The organism is Bacillus sp. RSS_NA_20, from assembly GCF_020165915.1.
GTDB classification, from domain to species: domain Bacteria; phylum Bacillota; class Bacilli; order Bacillales; family Bacillaceae; genus Bacillus; species Bacillus altitudinis.
The window spans coordinates 1,466,261-1,483,039 of the sequence record NZ_JAIUKW010000005.1; the positions used below are offsets into that span (position 1 = coordinate 1,466,261).

At 41.9% G+C, this 16,779-nt stretch carries 17 protein-coding genes; 7 read left to right on the top strand and 10 right to left on the bottom strand.

The annotated features are described in order from the left end of the window. Positions 1-29 precede the first annotated feature (29 nt). Positions 30-878: a YtnP family quorum-quenching lactonase gene (locus LCD32_RS13115; protein WP_046526509.1), complete on the bottom strand. Its 849-nt coding sequence runs from the start codon at positions 876-878 to the stop codon at positions 30-32. Positions 879-995: 117 nt separating this feature from the next. Then, positions 996-1,637, bottom strand: a complete 642-nt coding sequence (gene trmB, locus LCD32_RS13120) for a tRNA (guanosine(46)-N7)-methyltransferase TrmB (RefSeq protein WP_046526510.1) — start codon at positions 1,635-1,637, stop codon at positions 996-998. Between the two features lie 189 nt (positions 1,638-1,826). Between trmB and LCD32_RS13125 the strand changes: the two genes are divergently transcribed. Beyond that, positions 1,827-2,102: a YtzH-like family protein gene (locus LCD32_RS13125; protein ID WP_224563950.1), complete on the top strand. Its 276-nt coding sequence runs from the start codon at positions 1,827-1,829 to the stop codon at positions 2,100-2,102. On the opposite strand, the gene LCD32_RS13130 is transcribed toward LCD32_RS13125, so the two are convergent. The 4 genes from LCD32_RS13130 to thpR all read right to left on the bottom strand — a co-directional run bounded on the left by LCD32_RS13130 (position 2,099) and on the right by thpR (position 5,697). Beyond that, positions 2,099-2,899 (bottom strand): phosphotransferase family protein, encoded by an 801-nt coding sequence (locus LCD32_RS13130; protein ID WP_025207816.1) that lies wholly within the window; start codon positions 2,897-2,899, stop codon positions 2,099-2,101. The two genes, LCD32_RS13125 and LCD32_RS13130, sit on opposite strands and share 4 nt — an antisense overlap. 284 nt (positions 2,900-3,183) lie before the next feature. Beyond that, on the bottom strand, positions 3,184-4,113 hold the full coding sequence (locus LCD32_RS13135; protein ID WP_017367869.1) for a YegS/Rv2252/BmrU family lipid kinase: 930 nt from the start codon (positions 4,111-4,113) through the stop codon (positions 3,184-3,186). A 47-nt stretch (positions 4,114-4,160) separates the two neighbouring features. Next, on the bottom strand, positions 4,161-5,096 hold the full coding sequence (locus LCD32_RS13140) for a hypothetical protein (protein ID WP_008343036.1): 936 nt from the start codon (positions 5,094-5,096) through the stop codon (positions 4,161-4,163). Between the two features lie 25 nt (positions 5,097-5,121). Next, positions 5,122-5,697: an RNA 2',3'-cyclic phosphodiesterase gene (thpR, locus tag LCD32_RS13145; RefSeq protein ID WP_224563954.1), complete on the bottom strand. Its 576-nt coding sequence runs from the start codon at positions 5,695-5,697 to the stop codon at positions 5,122-5,124. A 69-nt stretch (positions 5,698-5,766) separates the two neighbouring features. Here thpR and cysK point away from each other — a divergent pair, with 69 nt between their 5' ends. Then, the gene (cysK, locus tag LCD32_RS13150) at positions 5,767-6,696 is read left to right on the top strand and encodes a cysteine synthase A (RefSeq protein ID WP_024719291.1); all 930 of its coding nucleotides are present in this window, start codon (positions 5,767-5,769) and stop codon (positions 6,694-6,696) included. 210 nt (positions 6,697-6,906) lie between these two features. Here cysK and LCD32_RS13155 read toward each other — a convergent pair whose 3' ends face one another. Next, positions 6,907-7,524, bottom strand: coding sequence for a Type 1 glutamine amidotransferase-like domain-containing protein (locus LCD32_RS13155; RefSeq protein WP_224563957.1), 618 nt, complete (start codon positions 7,522-7,524; stop codon positions 6,907-6,909). Between the two features lie 27 nt (positions 7,525-7,551). Further along, positions 7,552-8,952, bottom strand: a complete 1,401-nt coding sequence (gene pepV / locus LCD32_RS13160) for a dipeptidase PepV (RefSeq protein ID WP_224563960.1) — start codon at positions 8,950-8,952, stop codon at positions 7,552-7,554. Between the two features lie 94 nt (positions 8,953-9,046). On the opposite strand from pepV, the gene LCD32_RS13165 reads away from it, so the two are divergent. Together LCD32_RS13165 and LCD32_RS13170 are read left to right on the top strand one after the other, a co-directional pair. Then, entirely contained in the window at positions 9,047-10,345 is a 1,299-nt protein-coding gene (locus LCD32_RS13165; protein WP_017358329.1) for an NCS2 family permease, read from the top strand. Between the two features lie 369 nt (positions 10,346-10,714). Next, on the top strand, positions 10,715-10,936 hold the full coding sequence (locus LCD32_RS13170) for a DeoR family transcriptional regulator (RefSeq protein WP_008356419.1): 222 nt from the start codon (positions 10,715-10,717) through the stop codon (positions 10,934-10,936). 121 nt (positions 10,937-11,057) lie between these two features. Here LCD32_RS13170 and LCD32_RS13175 read toward each other — a convergent pair whose 3' ends face one another. Continuing rightward, the gene (locus tag LCD32_RS13175; RefSeq protein ID WP_224563963.1) at positions 11,058-11,774 is read right to left on the bottom strand and encodes a pseudouridine synthase; all 717 of its coding nucleotides are present in this window, start codon (positions 11,772-11,774) and stop codon (positions 11,058-11,060) included. A 16-nt stretch (positions 11,775-11,790) separates the two neighbouring features. Next, positions 11,791-13,413 carry a polysaccharide biosynthesis protein gene (locus LCD32_RS13180; protein ID WP_017358331.1) on the bottom strand — a complete coding sequence of 541 codons (1,623 nt, stop codon included), beginning with the start codon at positions 13,411-13,413 and terminating at the stop codon, positions 11,791-11,793. Positions 13,414-13,588: 175 nt separating this feature from the next. Here LCD32_RS13180 and LCD32_RS13185 point away from each other — a divergent pair, with 175 nt between their 5' ends. From LCD32_RS13185 to LCD32_RS13195, 3 genes are all read left to right on the top strand, one after another. Next, entirely contained in the window at positions 13,589-14,860 is a 1,272-nt protein-coding gene (locus tag LCD32_RS13185; protein WP_224563965.1) for an NAD(P)/FAD-dependent oxidoreductase, read from the top strand. Beyond that, the gene (locus LCD32_RS13190; protein ID WP_008343027.1) at positions 14,857-15,054 is read left to right on the top strand and encodes a hypothetical protein; all 198 of its coding nucleotides are present in this window, start codon (positions 14,857-14,859) and stop codon (positions 15,052-15,054) included. The genes LCD32_RS13185 and LCD32_RS13190 overlap by 4 nt, the downstream gene beginning before the upstream one ends. Positions 15,055-15,194: 140 nt before the next feature. After that, positions 15,195-16,727, top strand: coding sequence for a BCCT family transporter (locus LCD32_RS13195; protein ID WP_224563968.1), 1,533 nt, complete (start codon positions 15,195-15,197; stop codon positions 16,725-16,727). Positions 16,728-16,779 lie beyond the last annotated feature (52 nt).

The following is a 16,779-nucleotide window of genomic DNA, read 5'->3' on the forward strand; positions in this document are numbered from 1 at the left end:
GAAAGGCGAAAAAACATACAGATGATCTTTTATCTTCCGGTTTCTCTTTTGACCTCATGGGTCATTGCCCCGTCTTCATCCCACTTTACAGCACGGTAGATGGCATCATGATAAAACAAGTACCATGCATTGTTTTCTTCGGCAAATGCCTGCCATTTTTGCTTCGCTTGGATCGAGGTCATTGGATAATCATCGTATGCCAAGACCCAAAGTGGGTTTTTATGAGCGTGTGTCGGCATGATATCCGCTAAATGAATAGCCGTTTCTCCCTGACTTGTGAGCGTTAAGATGCTATGCCCATCGCTATGTCCACCTGTATGATGCAGGCGAATGCCTTCTGTTACTTCAATGCTATCTTCAAATGTCATGACTTGATCGGCAACAGGCTCCCAGTTTTCTTTCCAATATGTATTTCTTGAGCGGATGTTCGGCGCTCTCATTTCGTCCCATTCAATTTTGGACGTGATGATTTTTGCCTGCTGAAAAACAGACACGAGCTTATCGCCTTCACGTTTTGTCAGCCCGCTTGCATGATCAAAATGCAAATGAGTCATTAAGACGTAATCTATATCAGATGGGCGCAAACCGAGAGCCGCAAGTGATTCTTCTATTTTCGTTTCCTCTGTGACGCCATAATTGCGTTTTTGTTTCTCTGTCAGCTTCCCTGACCCGATGCCGGAATCTACTAACAGATGAAGACCGTTCCACCGTATGAGCATTGGATCACACCGTAATTCAATTTGATTTCGATCATTCACAGGGTATTTTTTTGACCATAATGGCTTTGGCACCACGCCAAACATGGCACCGCCATCCATGTGTGTATCTCCCCCATTTAACCAGAACAGTTCCATTTCGCCTATTTTCATTGTCTCCATTGCTGTCATCCCTCCTTTTTCTATCGTAGCAAATACAAAGGAAAATCGCATGTGCTAATCTTTTTATCAAAAAAAAGCTGACCGCAATCGTTCGTTGCAGCCAGCTTTGTTCGCTTGTTATTCAGGGAATTTCACTTCTGATCGATAGATCGGTTGTCCCATGGAAGAGAATTTCTCTTCATATTCTGTCATGACATTTCCTTCGAGACCATCCTCATGTAAATCAAGGCTCACATACGTTAAAAGGAGTCCGTAAGACGAAAAGCTTTTCAAGGAATATTCAAATAGTCCGCGGTTATCGGTTTTGAAATGTAATTCACCGCCTGGACGGAGGATCTGTTCATATCGCTTTAAAAAGGCTTTAAACGTCAACCTACGTTTTTCATGCCTTGATTTTGGCCACGGATCAGAGAAGTTCAAATACACCCGGTCAATCTCATTTTCCGCAAAGACATCTGTTAGTGTCTCTGCGTTGATGTTTAGAAGCTTTACGTTTTCTACATCTGTTTCTTTGATTTTATCGACTGCCGTCACAATGACACTTTTAAATAATTCAATGCCGATATAGTTTATCTCAGGATGAAGCTTGCCCATTCCGGCAATAAAGCTCCCTTTTCCTGTACCGACTTCGATATGGATAGGATGATCATTTTCAAACAGCTCATGCCATTTCCCTTTGTATTGTTCAGGGGTGGCTAAAGCAATATGAGCATTTTCAGCTAAGTAATCATCCGCCCACGGTTTATGTCGCATTCTCAATTTGATACACCTCTATTTTCTTTACATTTTATCAAGATACCATGAAACATAAAGAGCCGCAAGACAGCATCTTATCCGCACATATGAAAAAGACCAGCTGCTAATTGGGCTGGTCTGCTTCATGTATAAAATCAAAGCTGAATGCACAGTTTAACCACATAAATGACACGCCTTGAAAGGAGCATACGTATGGGATTAAACCGCCAACATCAGCTTCAATTAATCAAAGATATTTTAACTGATCACCAGCTGGATTGCTGCGGGACTGTTGCAGAATATGAACAGGTGGGACGCGTGATTCAATTAATGCTGGCAAAAGAAGATTTGGATGCTGACGTTCGTCAGCTACTAACAGATATTTATGATTACAGCCACAAAGGCACTTCTGTCAGTTCAATTGATGCACATATCGAAGCGCATCAATCTCATCTATCTAACTGGGTCGAGAACATTCCACTGTCTTAATGGATGTTTAACCGTTTTAAGAGTGCATGTAGCTCGGCTTGCACTTCTTTTTGCGCCTTTTCATTTCCTTTTCTTTTATGCCAAACGACAAACGAGACGGTTTCAGCCAGCACATACCATGCCATGCGTTTTCGCAAGTTGTCGGTCAGCGGAGCACCATACATAGAGAGCCAGCTTTCCCAGTTCTCTTCTTCAACATAATGGTATAAGAGCGGTCCAAGATCAATCGCTGGATCCGCAATCATTGCCCCGTCCCAATCAATTAAATAGAGCTGGTTTTCATCTGTCAGCAGCCAATTATTATGGTTGAGGTCACAATGGCATACGACCTTATCCTCGAAATGAACTGCCTCCACATGTTTCTCTAAATACTGGATGGCACGCGTGATATCATGTGAGTCAATCTGCTCTTTTAAGATCGATGCCTTGAGATGCATCAAGATCGATGCCGGGTCAAGCGAGTGCTTTTCTAATCGTTTCAGCATATCGAGCAGCTCTTTTGATGTATGAATTTTTCTTAGCTGCTCCGCTACAGGACGGTCATTCATGTCCTTTGGCTTCAGCTCTCTGCCGCTCAGCCAGTGCTGTGCAGTGATGACATCCCCATTTTCCATTCGTTTTGTCCAGACAAGCTTCGGCACAATGCCTTCAGCTGACAAAACCGCAAGAAACGGTGACGTATTGCGTTTTAAAAATAGCTTTTGGTCATTGTGTGTTGCGAAGTACGCATCTCCCGTAGCGCCTCCAGCAGGAGAGATGTGCCATTCGCTACCTAATATTTGTCCCAACCAGTTCATATCAATTTTCAACCCATCATTTCTTAAAATATTTTAAATCATGCTTTTTTAGTCGACAAAATTCAGCCGATTGAGATCAATTGGCTGTTTATTTTTTATTTATATGATCATAAAAACAAAAAGGACAGCTATTGAGAATGAGATGCTAAACAATAGCCGTCCTTTAGATTTTATCGCTACCTTCTTATACTCGTCAAGCAAAACTAGAAAATCAGGACAAGAACCTTATGAAAAAGGAAGTCTTTTTTCATGTTTCTTTTGCTCGTGCGCACACTGGCTGCTTCTTAGCCACGTAATTTTAACGATCGCTCACTAGCCTTAACAAACACTGGAGTGGCGCCAATCACTTCTCCATCGGCGTGAAATAAAATTTTTTCATCTGCCTCCAAGTAGGCTTCTTCATGCTGAAAAAGGGTGACTCCTTCCATTACAAGGTGCTTTTTAAAAACCATTGCACTTAAAAATAAGAGAACTTTCAATGGATTCAAATCCGTGACAACGAGCGTTTGAAATCCTGATTGCCTCGCACTCGCTTCCGGCGCTGCTTCCAGCCCGCCCCCATAGTAAGGGTGATTACATACGATCACAAACCACACTTGGCGAAAAACTTTTCTCTCATTTTCAATAAAAAGAGCAAGGTCAAACGGTTTGAATGACCATAACGAATGTAGAAAAGACAGCGGGTAGATGATAAACCCGAGTTTGAGTCGGTTGAGCCACTTTTTCCCTCTAAAATGGACCGTTCTCTTCAAGACATGCGCATCAAACCCAACACCAATATGATTGAGAAAAAGAACAGATTGCGGACTTTCTGCATGATCTTGAAAGGAACCGAGAGAAAATGTTTTCGTCAGCATCCTCTTTTGTTTTCTCACTTCTTTGATCACATCATGACGCTGGATGCCCAGCCCCTTCGCAGCATCATTCCAATGACCTGCTGGGACAAAGCTTAGCTGCACATGATCAATTTCTTTTAAACCATTCAGTACTTCATGAAATGTGCCGTCACCGCCAATGACGATCAGCCGTTTCAATCTGTCGTCTTGCATAGCGCTAATCTGTCTCGCCAAAACTTCGGCATGTCCTTCATGCTGGGTAAGAAACGATCTGTAGGAGATCTCTACCTTTTGTAATTCTTTCTCTATGCTTCTCCAAGTGCGGAGTCCTTTTCCTTGTCCTGCTGCTGGATTGACGATAAAGTACCATTCATTCATATATTAGCTCCACTCAGGTCTCATTTTTTGGTGACCTTGATATGCCTTTAATCGAGCCATTCCTGCCTTCTTTTGCTGTCTGATTCACCATAAGCAAGCAATGCCTTTGTCGCTTTGAATTGCTGGTGCTTTGTCGGCGCGGTGTTTTTCCGTTGCTTTTCAAACCAATCCTCCGCTTTCTTCTTATCGACAACCTCCATCCCGAATGGAACTTCGGGCAAATCAATATACGAGGTGCGGCTGATGAGGATTTTTTTCACAGGAAGCTCCACACCACTTTGCTGTAAAATTTTTGACACAACAGTTCCAGAGCGAAGAAGGCTTGCGCAAGGGTTTAAAACGGATTGAACAGCTTTTCCCGTCGCCCGCTTTTCCCAAAAACGTTCCTTCGATCCAATATATACGCTGTCTGGCTCTGCTTCTAAGAAAGATAAACAGATGACTTCAAGCGGCGTAATGAGCACTGGACACAATTCCATCTCAGCTTTTTGAATGAGCAGCACCGGCTTGTACATCACAAAATAAGAATCTGGCAGCTGCCTTGCAAGCATCCGCAGCTTTTCATCATAGCGAATGTGATGGGAGACAGTTGAAATATGAGAGATCGTCGAGCTGGCCCATTTTAACTGAACATCGTAAAGATGATCTTTAAAAAAGTGAATCAGCTTCGTTTCATCGGTAGGAACGTTTGTAAAAACACCTTGTTCTATATCTGTTGGCTCGTTAAAAAGACTCAGGTCCCGTTCCTTTTTCATATCGGCTTCTTTTTGCTTTCTTTTTAAGGAGAATTTCTTTCTCTTTTCTTCCTCTTGTTCAGGTGCTTGCTCGGTGGCTTGGTCAGCCTGCTTTTGCACCTGCTCTTTGGAAGCCTTTTTTAACTCGTCCCATCTTTGTTTTTTCAACCGAATAAACTGATTGATGTAATGATGTGGGTCTTGTTCATATCGTGATATATAATCTTGGATTTTAATAATTTGCGCCATCTGCTGCTCACTCCAACCTCTAGAATCATTTATGTAATGTAAATTGTTTGATCGCGTGATAACGTGGGGTTTCTTTTAGACGAATTTCAAATAAAGCGATACTAGAAACCTCCATCGAATATGGTACTTTCCGTAAGGGTGCTTGTTCTATATAGGACTGTTCCCTATTCCATTTGCGCGCAATCGTCATATGTGGATGAAAGAGTCTCTTTTCGACAGGATGACCTGCTGTCAAAACGGCTGCTTTCACTTTTTCTCTTAGATCCATCAAAGGCTTACTTTCACTAGGCTTTGCAAAAAAGACTCTCGGCCGCTCCTTTTGGCCAAATATCCCTACTTCATTCAGCTTCAGCGGGAAAGCAGACACCTCAGGAGACAGCTGTGCAAGTAGCTCAGAAATCTTATTTAAACGGTCCTTTGGAATCGCACCTAAAAACACAAGGGTGACATGATAATCAATGGGTGCTGTCCATTTTTGAAAGGAAAGTCCGCTCCTCTTGTCTATATCCGCTTTCATTTGATACGCGAGTTGTTCAGGGATTGGAATCCCGATAAAATAATGACGGCTTTCGGCCATATTTTCACCTGTCCTTTTTAACAAACTTTACGAATCCCCATTGATGATAGTATAACTAAAGTAATGCGGAATGAGAAGAAAGGGTGTCACATGATGAAGGTTGCACAAAATATAGCTGAATTAATAGGTCATACACCACTTGTGAAATTACAGCGCCTTCAGCCAGAACATGGCGCTGCTATTTATTTAAAACTGGAATCATTTAATCCTAGCGGAAGTGTAAAAGATCGGGCTGCTTACAATATGATCCTTGAGGCAGAAAAACAAGGAAAGCTCACAAAAGGGGCAACGATTATTGAACCAACAAGCGGGAATACAGGAATTGGTTTAGCGATGAACGCTGCTGCAAGAGGCTACAAAGCCATTCTGATCATGCCTGATACGATGACCCAAGAAAGAATCAATATTTTAAAGGCATACGGCGCACAGGTCGTCTTAACCCCGGGGGAGGAAAAAATGCCAGGCTGTATTCGCAAGGCAGAAGAATTAGCTGCTCAAATTCCTAACAGCTTTATTCCCATGCAATTTGACAATGGTGCGAACCCCGATGCTCATAGAGGGACAACGGCTGTAGAAATTATTGATGCAGTGCAACAGATTGGGCAACCACTTGCCGCTTTTGTCGCAACTGCTGGAACTGGCGGAACCATTACAGGCACTGGAGAGGAACTCAAAAAAGCATTCCCGGAATTGACGATACATGTAGCAGAGCCAAAGGGGTCTCCTGTTTTATCAGGCGGGAAACCTGGCAAACATAAGCTTGTTGGCACAAGTCCAGGATTTATCCCACATATTTTAAACGAACAGGTGTATGATGAGATTGTGCAAGTGAGTGATGAAGATGCTTACGACATCACACGAAAGCTCGCCCGTCTTGAAGGTATTTTAGTCGGTCCATCATCTGGCGCGGCATGCTATGCAGCCATTGAAGCAGCCAAGCAAATGCCAAAGGATCACATTGTCATTTGTATGACAGCAGACACGGGTGAACGTTATTTATCAAGTGATGTGTTTCAAGATTAAAAAAGGAACAGGGCATATGCTCCTGTTCCTTTCAGATTGTTAACAAAGGGTTAAAATGAACTTTATTTTAGCCCTTTGTCTTCTTTTCAAAAACCTTTGCAGCCCTAGGAAGGACGAGCATCGGCGCGGAGCGAATTTGACATTCGTGAGCACCGAAGCGCAGGACTGACACCGAATGCGAGGGTTTGTCTACACGCTGAAAGGAACAACTCAGACCGTCTTGACCTCAGTCTGTTCGCCTGTCACAAGTAAAACTTGTTCATCAGTGAGCGGGCATAAAGAGAGCGTATTTTGATCTTTCTCTATGATATGCTGCGCAGCTTCACCTAAATAATGATTGTTTATATGCGGTACCGGATAGCTGTTGATCTCATCGAATCCTTCAAAGGAAGATAATTCTAGCGCTTTCTCCTGATCATCCATCAGTGAGATGTATTCAATGCTTGGCGCCATGATAATACTCCCTGCAGATTCTCCGATATACAGCTTGCCTTTGCCAATCTCTTCTTTCAATACACGATCGAGCCCGTGCTTTCTTAATTCTTGCAGCAAATAAAAGGTATTGCCGCCAGATACATACATGACATCATTCTTCCTAATGATCTGTGTGATCTCTTGAACTGTTTGCCCGGTCAGCTGAACAGTCTCTATACGCATTTCTAATTGATGAAAGGCTTCTTTTGCTGCATCGACATAGTGCGTGACTTCTTCCACTTCACTGGCTACCGGAATGAATGTCACACTTTTTCCTTTTAAGGTGTCGCCTGCAAAGTCAGACAAGAGAGAATAACTGTCTTTGAATGAAGAGCATAAGAACATTTTTTTCACGGTGAATCCCCTCTTCTCTTTCCTTTTTTATTTCGCCAATTCATACATGGCTTGTGCATATAGCGCAGTTGCTCGTAGTAAATCATCGATTTCGATATATTCATCCTTTTGGTGTGCGCAATCAGGCCTTCCAGGGAATAGAGGGCCAAAGGCAACGCCTGCTTCTAATGACCTTGCATACGTTCCTCCCCCAATCGCAATCAGATGGGCAGGATCTCCTGTTTGTTCTTCGTAGACACGCTGTAATGTTTTCACAAGTGGATGTTCTTTTGAGACGTGATGAGGAGGACTGTCATCAAATTTCTCAATCGCTGCCCCTTTTATTCGTTCAATCCCTTTTTTGACTTCCTCACCGTCCGCTGTTACGGGATAGCGGACATTCAGCCCAAGCTTCGCTTCTTCGTTTTGCGAATAGCGGATTGTGCCAACATTCAAGGTCAAGTCACCACTAATATCATCTTTACAAGCGATGCCGAGTTTTTGTCCTCTTGTGTCTTGATCAAATAAAGCATTTATTTGTGATGTAAAAGCGAGCCCTCTTTCATCTAATTCATGCGCACATAAGAAATTCGCCATATGAATGCCCGCATTTGTGCCATTCGCCGGCTCCATTGCATGAACTGATACACCTTTTAATGTGAATGTCAGTCCATCTGCTGTATGGTTTGTCTCACCGGTTAACTGATTTTCCGCAAGATAGGCTGCAAAAGCCGTTTTTAAGGCTTCAACATCGTGATCATTTGCTGCTGCCACAATCGCTCGAGCCTCATCTGGGACCATATTGAGACGCATGCCTGATGTGAATTGCTTAAGGATGTAACGCTTGTTTTCTTCTGATTGTTCGTATGTAAAGGATACGATGGCATCTATGATCCCTTTTTCAGCATGAATAATTGGAAAATCAGCATCTGGCGCAAAGCCAATTTGCGGCATCGCCTCATGCTTGAAATAGTGATCGACGCATCTCCAATCGCTTTCTTCATCTGTGCCAATGATGATTCGAATCTTTTTCGACAGCGGCAGACCGGCATCTTTTAACATTTTCAATGCGTAAAACGCCGCCATGGTCGGCCCTTTATCATCAATGGCTCCTCTTGCAAAGATTTTATTTTCTCTTATGTCCGCTGAAAATGGCGGGGTTGTCCAGTCGTCTCCCGCAGGCACGACATCCACATGGCATAGCACACCGACGATGTCTTCGCCTTCTCCATATTCAATATGACCAGCATAACCATCAACATTTTTCACTTTGAAGCCCTCGTCCTGCCCTTTTTTGAGCATATACTGAAGAGCCTCATCCACTTTTTCACCGAACGGTTTTCCTGCTGTGCCGCCTTCTTCATCCAAGACACTTTCAATTTGTAAAAAAGATTGTGTATCCTGAATCAAACTGTCTTTTTTTCGTATGACTTCTGCTTCCCAATTCATTTTTCCATTCCTCCTTGAAAAAAGGTTGCAATCCACCCTTAAAACGAATATTATATTAAGTGTTTTGTAATAATGTTCGTAAATGGAGGATTTTATGTTTCAGTTAAAAGAGAACCAAACCAATATAAAGAAAGAATTACTCGCTGGTATGACGACATTCTTTACGATGGTATATATTGTAGCCGTCAATCCAGGAATCCTTTCAGATGCAGGCATTCCTTTTGACCAAGTCTTTACTGCAACCATTATCGCTGCTGTTGTCGGTACACTCTGGATGGCACTCTTTGCAAACTATCCAATTGCCATTGCACCAGGTATGGGACTGAATGTCTATTTCACCGTCACTGTTGTCGGTGGTGGAGGTCTCAGCTATCAAACAGCATTTAGTGCGGTATTTGTTGCTGGAATACTCTTTATTATTTTATCGTTAACATCCCTTAGAAAACAACTCATTGAGGCGATTCCAGATAATTTAAAGTACGGGATTACAGCAGGTATCGGACTATTTATTGCATTCATTGGGCTAAGACAGTCTGGGATCATCACTGCTGATCCACAAAATCTTGTGAAGCTTGGCAATTTAAGCTCACCTGTTGTCATTTTGACACTCGTTGGTTTAATGATTTCTGTCATATTAATGGTTCTTCAAGTGAATGGAGCGCTGTTTATCGGCATGTTAGCAACCACATTAATTGCACTTGCAACAGGTCAGCTTCATTTTCCTAAAGTGCTAGTGGATACCCCAGCACTGCCTGAAGGAATGCTGATTACAAATCCATTCGCTGCGTTTGGCGATGTATTTTCCCATCACTTGTATGCTGTTGTCTTCTCCTTTTTACTTGTGACGATTTTTGATACAACAGGAACAATGATCGGGGTTGCGGAACAAGCAGGTTTAATGAAAAATGGTCAGCTCCCAAAAGTACGCAGAGCCTTACTTGCTGACTCTGCTGCAACGACAATTGGCTCAATGTTTGGAACAAGCCCAACCACAGCTTACATTGAATCTTCATCAGGAGTGGCTGCTGGCGGAAGAACTGGACTGACCTCTTTAACCGTTGCTGCATTGTTTATTGTGGCTTTGTTTTTTGGTCCACTCGTTCAAGCCATTTCGTCTTTGCCGTCCATCACTTCACCTGTCTTAATCATTGTCGGCTGTTTGATGATGAATTCAGTGTCACGTATTCGCTGGAATGAGCTTGACGAAGCATTTCCTGCTTTTCTTGTGATTCTTTCCATGCCGCTGACATCTAGCATCTCTACAGGAATTTCACTAGGATTTATTTCATATCCACTTGTGAAGCTGGCAAAAGGAAAATGGAAAGAAGTGCATATTCTTGTGCTCATTTTCGCCGTCTTATTTTTCGTGCAGCTCTTTTTCTTAGAAGGATAACCAAAATAAAAAGACACATTTCTCATTTGAATGTGTCTTTTTTGTATGAATGATTTTTTATTTTGTAAATTTTCTGTGTTTATTTTTTGCGCTTTCTTAAGTGGCAATTTTCTTTATACGCCTTGTGTTTATTGGGTTGTAACCGGATTCAAATCATGATATATACCATAATTTCATTCATGAAGACAAGTTTAAAAACACGTAAAGTTGACTTTTTGGTGGAACTAGATGCATAATAACGTGTATAATAGAATAAAACATTAAGAAACACGAACATTTACCATTGTTGCATGTCCTTATGTCGCAGTTTTAGTGTAGTAAGTTGTGGTTAGTCAAGTCCATCCGATCTTATTGATAGGGAGTGGTTTTTTGAAACCTTCAACAAACCGTATGATGACTCGAATAAAATCAGTTTATATGTTCATTCAAGAGAAAGGTCTTGTGACGACACAAGAGCTGGTTGATGAATTCGGGATCACACCTAGAACCATCCAAAGAGACTTAAACGTGCTTGCCTATAACGATCTTGTTCATAGTCCAAGCAGAGGCAAATGGGAAACAACGAGAAAAAAAGTAAAAATATCATCATAAGCGAATAATGAACTTCCATATAACAAAAAGAACCGGCGGTCGCCGGTTCTTTTCATTTTGTTGACAAAGGGCTAAAATGAACTTGATTTTAGCCCCTTATCTTCTTTTCATTTTCTCTATATTAATCACGATTGATTAAGCTGTCTAACTCTTCTTCCGTCAATTCACGGTATTCTCCAGGCGCCAAATCTTCGTCTAATAAAACAGCCCCCATCGAGAGCCGTTTTAAAAAGATCACTTCATTGCCCACTGCTTGTGCCATCAGCTTCACTTGATGGTACTTCCCTTCAGTAATCGTTAAACGGATTCGTGTATCTGCCTCTTGGTTGGCATCTACTTCAACCTTCGCCGGCTTCGTTCGGTAGTCGTCTAAAATCACAACTCCCTCTTCAAGACGAGTGATGTCTTGATCTCCAAGCGGGTATTTTAGATGAACTTCATACGTTTTCGGGACATGCTTTTTCGGAGATAACAATTGATGAGCAAGCTGGCCGTCATTTGTAAGGAGGAGGAGACCGACTGTATCCTTATCCAGTCTCCCCACAGGGAATGGCTCCCTTGCCATATCCTCTGGCTCTAGTAAATCAACAACCGTCTCATCTCGCAGATCCTCCGTTGCTGAAATGACACCGTCTGGCTTGTTCATCATGAGATAAATGAATTCTTTATACTCTACACGCTCTCCATGCACGAGCACTTCATCATTTGTTGGATCGACATGATCTTTCACCTGCTTCGCCACTTCTCCATTCACTGTGACGGCCCGGGCCTTGACCAGCTTCTTTACATCTTTCCTTGAACCAAAGCCGGTATTGGCCAGCAATTTATCAAGCCTCATGCTTCTCCACCTCTTCTTAACTCTTTTTTCTTAAAAATGACGGCATACGGCTGCCAAGTACACGCTCTAACAATCCAACTTTATAAGATAAGAACATATACACACCGCCGCCAGTAATCATTGAAATCAAAATAACAATACCAGCTTGTATGATTCCGCCTTCATATGAAATGACTTGACTCACAAGCTGACATGTCACATAAGCCACTACAGCCATGATTGCCGTTAAAATACCAATTAAAATAAACCGTTTGAAAATCCTTCGGAACGAATAGCCTGCATGGCGCTTGATCATGATGAACATATACAAAATCGAGGCACTGTAGCCTAATGCCGTTGCAAGCACAGAACCGTTACCTTGCAGCCAGCTAATCAGTGGGATATTGAGGACCGTTTTAATGATAATCCCTAACAAAAGACTGACGATCGCAAATTTTTGTTTGTTAATCCCTTGTAAAATCGCTGCGTTAATGGTGAATAAAGAAAACAGTAATGCAACAGGTGCATACCAAAACAAAATAGAAGTCCCAATCTCAGGATGCACAGACGGATAGAAAAACCAATAAACTGGTCCAGCCAATGCCGAGATACCAAATGAAGCAGGCAGAACGAAGAATAAAATGACCTGCATCGTTTGATCAATTTGTCGATTCAGTAGCTTGTAATTTCGCGCTGTAAAGGATTCCGTTATGGTTGGAATCAATGTTAAACCAAATGCAGTTGCAAGTGACACAGGAATCATGACAAGCTTCGGTAAATATAACGTCACAATAGACAGAACCGCTGTACTAATATCCTGATGTCCTGATGCAATCATCGCTCTGTTAATTGTATTTGTATCAATATAAGAATAAATCGGAATGGCAAGCCCAACAAACACATAGGGTGCTGCATAACTGAACAGCTCTGTAAACATTTGCTTATAAGATAATCCAGAATAGTCCCCTGTATTCGGCTGCATTGCCAAAAGCCGATCTTTCCGCTTCAGCCAATATAAATAAAGCGTAAATAGACCGCCAAACGCACCAATGAGTGCGGCAAATGTGGCATAACCAACCGCAATAACAAGACCGCCGTCAAGCACTTTTAAAATGATAAACGTCGCTGTTAATAGGAAGATGATTCTGACAAGTTGTTCGATGACTTGGGAAACAGCTGTCGGGCCCATCATCGAGTGCCCTTGGAAAAACCCTCGCACAAGACTCATAATGGGTACAACCAATAGACCCAAACTGACCATCCGAATCACATAAACCACTTGATCGACCGTCAAACCGCCCGTTTCATTCGATCCTCCAAGCTGAATCTTGGCAAAGATCGGTGCGGTCAAATATAAAATAGAAAAGGCGATAATACCGGTGACAAGCATGACCGACATACCCGCCCTGAACATTTTTCTTGTTGTCTCATAATCGCCGATTGCATTATATTTAGAAACGAATTTCGATACCGCTGTTGGAAAACCGAGCGTAGCAATACTTAAAAAGATCGTATACTGATTGTATCCATATTGGAATAGCGCACCACCAGTCGCTCCGACCATTGCGCTAAATGGAATTAAGTAAATCATACCAAGAATACGAGAGAGATAAGTCCCTATCGTTAAAACCAACGTACCACGAAGCAGTTTATTAGACATGCGCTTAACCACCATTTTTCTAATGAATATTCAACTTAACTATTTTAACACATCATTTCATCGCACAGGTAACAAATCCAATACAGAAGTCACAAAACCAATCAATACATATTTCAGCCTTCCCCAATCTTCGTTATAATAGAGAAATGACTGAAAGTAGAAAGAGGAATGTAACATGAAACATTATGATGTCATTGTCATTGGCGGTGGACCTTCTGGACTGATGGCCGCGATTGCATCGGCAGAACACGGTGCATCGGTTCTGTTAATTGACAAAGGAAACAAACTTGGCAGAAAGCTCGCCATTTCTGGCGGTGGACGCTGCAATGTGACCAATCGCCTTCCAGTAGAAGAAATTATCAAGCATATTCCCGGAAACGGCCGTTTTCTATATAGTGCATTTTCTGAGTTCAATAACGAGGATATTATTTCGTTCTTTGAAAATCTAGGTATTGAACTAAAAGAAGAAGACCATGGACGTATGTTCCCTGTCTCAAACAAAGCACAATCTGTTGTGGATGCCCTATTAGATAGGCTTCGCGTGCTCAATGTGACCATTCGAACGAATGAAAAGATTAAAACCGTTCTGTATCAAGACGGACAAGCAGCTGGAATTGTTACAAATAATGATGAAAAAATTTCAAGTCATGCCGTTGTCATTGCTGTTGGCGGGAAAAGTGTGCCGCATACAGGCTCTACTGGCGATGGCTATGCATGGGCAGAAGCCGCTGGCCATACCATTACAGAGCTCTTCCCAACAGAAGTACCCGTCACGTCAGACGAGCGTTTTATTAAGGACAAAGTGCTTCAAGGTCTTTCATTAAGAAGTGTGGCTGTGAGTGTTTTAAATAAAAAAGGAAAACCCGTCGTCACTCATGTCATGGATATGATCTTTACACACTTTGGCTTATCAGGTCCTGCCGTTCTGAGATGCAGCGGATTTGTTGTGAAGGAACTGAAAAAGCAACAGGCCGTCCGTCTTCAAATTGACTTATACCCAAAGCTCAATGACGAGGAGCTATTCCAAAAGCTTCATCGCGATCTAAAAGATGAACCAAAAAAAGCCATTAAAAATGTCCTGAAATCTTGGATGCAAGAGCGCTATTTATTGTTCCTTTTAGAACGAAATGGCATTGATCCGCAGGAGACATTTTCTGGTCTCACTAAAGATAAACTGCGCGCTTTTGCTCATGATTGTAAACATTTCATCGTTCATGCAAATGGGACGCTTTCTTTAGATAAAGCCTTTGTTACAGGAGGCGGCGTTTCTGTCAAAGAAATTGAACCGAGGAAAATGGCATCCAAAAAAATGGCCGGTCTTTATTTCTGCGGAGAAATTTTAGATATTCACGGTTACACAGGCGGTTACAATATTACGTCAGCACTTGTGACAGGCAGGTTAGCTGGCATGAATGCCGCACTAGAAGTAAAGGAGAGATCTCAATGATTAGACGCGCACTTCCGATTGTCCTTGCAGTTGTCATTAGTTTGACAGCCGCTTTCTTTATGAAGCTGTCCATTACCCCGTTAAAAATCGCCATTATTTTAGCGTTTACGATTTTCGCTGTTTGTTTAAAAGAATATGTCTACCGTCTGCGCAAACGAATTGAAGAAAAGTCATCTTCACACATCGATGGTTGATAAATGGAAGCAAAACATGTTACGGTAAAATAGAGGTCGAGTGAGAAACTCGCCTCTTTTTGTTTGAAAATAGTTGAGACAGGGGATATTAAATTAAATCCTCTGCTTAAACGTGTAGAACAACAGGAGAGTGAGATGGTGTGAAAAACGTATCAAGTGTATTTTGGATTGTGATTGGTATCACATTTATTGCCGTTCTATGGGGAGCCCTTTCTCCAGATACGCTGCAAAATGTGACAGATCAAATTCAAACATACATTACAAATGACTTTGGCTGGTATTATTTATTAGTCGTATCGCTGCTAGTCGGCTTTTGTCTATTCTTTATCTTTAGCCCTATCGGAAAAATTACGTTAGGAAAGCCAGGTGAAGAGCCTGAATTTGGTCTTTTTTCTTGGTTCGCCATGCTGTTTAGTGCTGGAATGGGCATTGGGCTTGTTTTTTACGGAGCCGCTGAACCGATCAGTCACTTTGCCATTCAATCCCCAACAGGCGAGACGGAAAATGCACAAGCCTTCCGTGATTCCCTTCGTTATACCTTTTTCCACTGGGGACTTCATGCATGGGCCATTTATGCAATTGTCGCCCTTTGCATTGCATACTTTAAATTTAGAAAAGATGCACCTGGATTAATCAGTTCCACCTTATACCCAGTATTCGGAAACAGAATTCATGGATGGATTGGAAAAACCATTGATTGCATCGCAGTATTTGCAACGGTGGTCGGTGTAGCTACTAGTTTAGGACTGGGTGCCGCACAAATTAATGGCGGATTAAACTATTTATTTGGAATTCCAAATAACTTCCTAACTCAGCTCATCATTATTGCAATCGTCACGGTCCTGTTCCTTCTCTCTGCTTGGAGTGGTATTGGTAAAGGGATTAAATATTTAAGTAACACAAACATGATTCTTGCTGCATTACTCATGATCTTTTTACTCATTGTTGGACCAACTGTGTATATTTTAAATTCATTTACTGATTCAATCGGACAATACTTATCAAATATTGTACAAATGAGCTTTAGATTATCACCAAATGATCCAGAAAAGAGAGAATGGATTAATGGATGGACCATCTTCTATTGGGCATGGTGGATCTCTTGGTCGCCATTTGTCGGTATTTTTATTGCAAGGGTTTCACGCGGGAGAACCATTCGAGAATTTTTAATTGGTGTCTTAGTGGCTCCTTCCATCCTCGTGTTCCTTTGGTTCTCAATCTTTGGCGTATCTGCGATGGACTTGCAACAGAACAATATCGTCGATGTTGCAAACATGTCTACTGAAACGATGCTGTTTGGTGTTTTAAATGAATATCCACTCGCCATGATTACATCCATTCTGGCACTGATTTTAATTGCGGTATTCTTTATCACATCAGCAGACTCAGCTACATTCGTTCTCGGAATGCAGACAACCTATGGATCATTAAATCCAGCGAATAGTGTAAAGATCAGCTGGGGTATTATCCAGTCAGCAGTAGCGGCAGTGCTCTTATTTTCAGGCGGTCTTCAGGCCTTGCAAAACACAGCCAAACTTGCTGCTTTACCGTTCTCTGTTGTCATCATTTTAATGATTGTATCCCTGTACAAATCATTAAATGAAGAACGAAGAGCGATTAAACAAGCAAATAAGTACAATAAACCAAGAAGTCCAAGAGTAAAAAAAGCATAATCATCAAAAGAGAAAAGTCGTTCCTCATCCGAACGGCTTTTTTTCTCGTTGA

What these genes read in the sequence shown, in the direction of transcription:
- LCD32_RS13140 (WP_008343036.1), bottom strand. Translation starts at nt 5,096, where the DNA reads ATGGCGCAAATTATTAAAATCCAAGATTATATATCACGATATGAACAA.
- LCD32_RS13180 (WP_017358331.1), bottom strand. Translation starts at nt 13,413, where the DNA reads ATGTCTAATAAACTGCTTCGTGGTACGTTGGTTTTAACGATAGGGACT.
- pepV (WP_224563960.1), bottom strand. Translation starts at nt 8,952, where the DNA reads ATGAATTGGGAAGCAGAAGTCATACGAAAAAAAGACAGTTTGATTCAG.
- cysK (WP_024719291.1), top strand. Translation starts at nt 5,767, where the DNA reads ATGAAGGTTGCACAAAATATAGCTGAATTAATAGGTCATACACCACTT.
- LCD32_RS13125 (WP_224563950.1), top strand. Translation starts at nt 1,827, where the DNA reads ATGGGATTAAACCGCCAACATCAGCTTCAATTAATCAAAGATATTTTA.
- LCD32_RS13130 (WP_025207816.1), bottom strand. Translation starts at nt 2,899, where the DNA reads ATGAACTGGTTGGGACAAATATTAGGTAGCGAATGGCACATCTCTCCT.
- LCD32_RS13135 (WP_017367869.1), bottom strand. Translation starts at nt 4,113, where the DNA reads ATGAATGAATGGTACTTTATCGTCAATCCAGCAGCAGGACAAGGAAAA.
- LCD32_RS13175 (WP_224563963.1), bottom strand. Translation starts at nt 11,774, where the DNA reads ATGAGGCTTGATAAATTGCTGGCCAATACCGGCTTTGGTTCAAGGAAA.
- LCD32_RS13165 (WP_017358329.1), top strand. Translation starts at nt 9,047, where the DNA reads ATGTTTCAGTTAAAAGAGAACCAAACCAATATAAAGAAAGAATTACTC.
- LCD32_RS13185 (WP_224563965.1), top strand. Translation starts at nt 13,589, where the DNA reads ATGAAACATTATGATGTCATTGTCATTGGCGGTGGACCTTCTGGACTG.
- LCD32_RS13115 (WP_046526509.1), bottom strand. Translation starts at nt 878, where the DNA reads ATGGAGACAATGAAAATAGGCGAAATGGAACTGTTCTGGTTAAATGGG.
- LCD32_RS13190 (WP_008343027.1), top strand. Translation starts at nt 14,857, where the DNA reads ATGATTAGACGCGCACTTCCGATTGTCCTTGCAGTTGTCATTAGTTTG.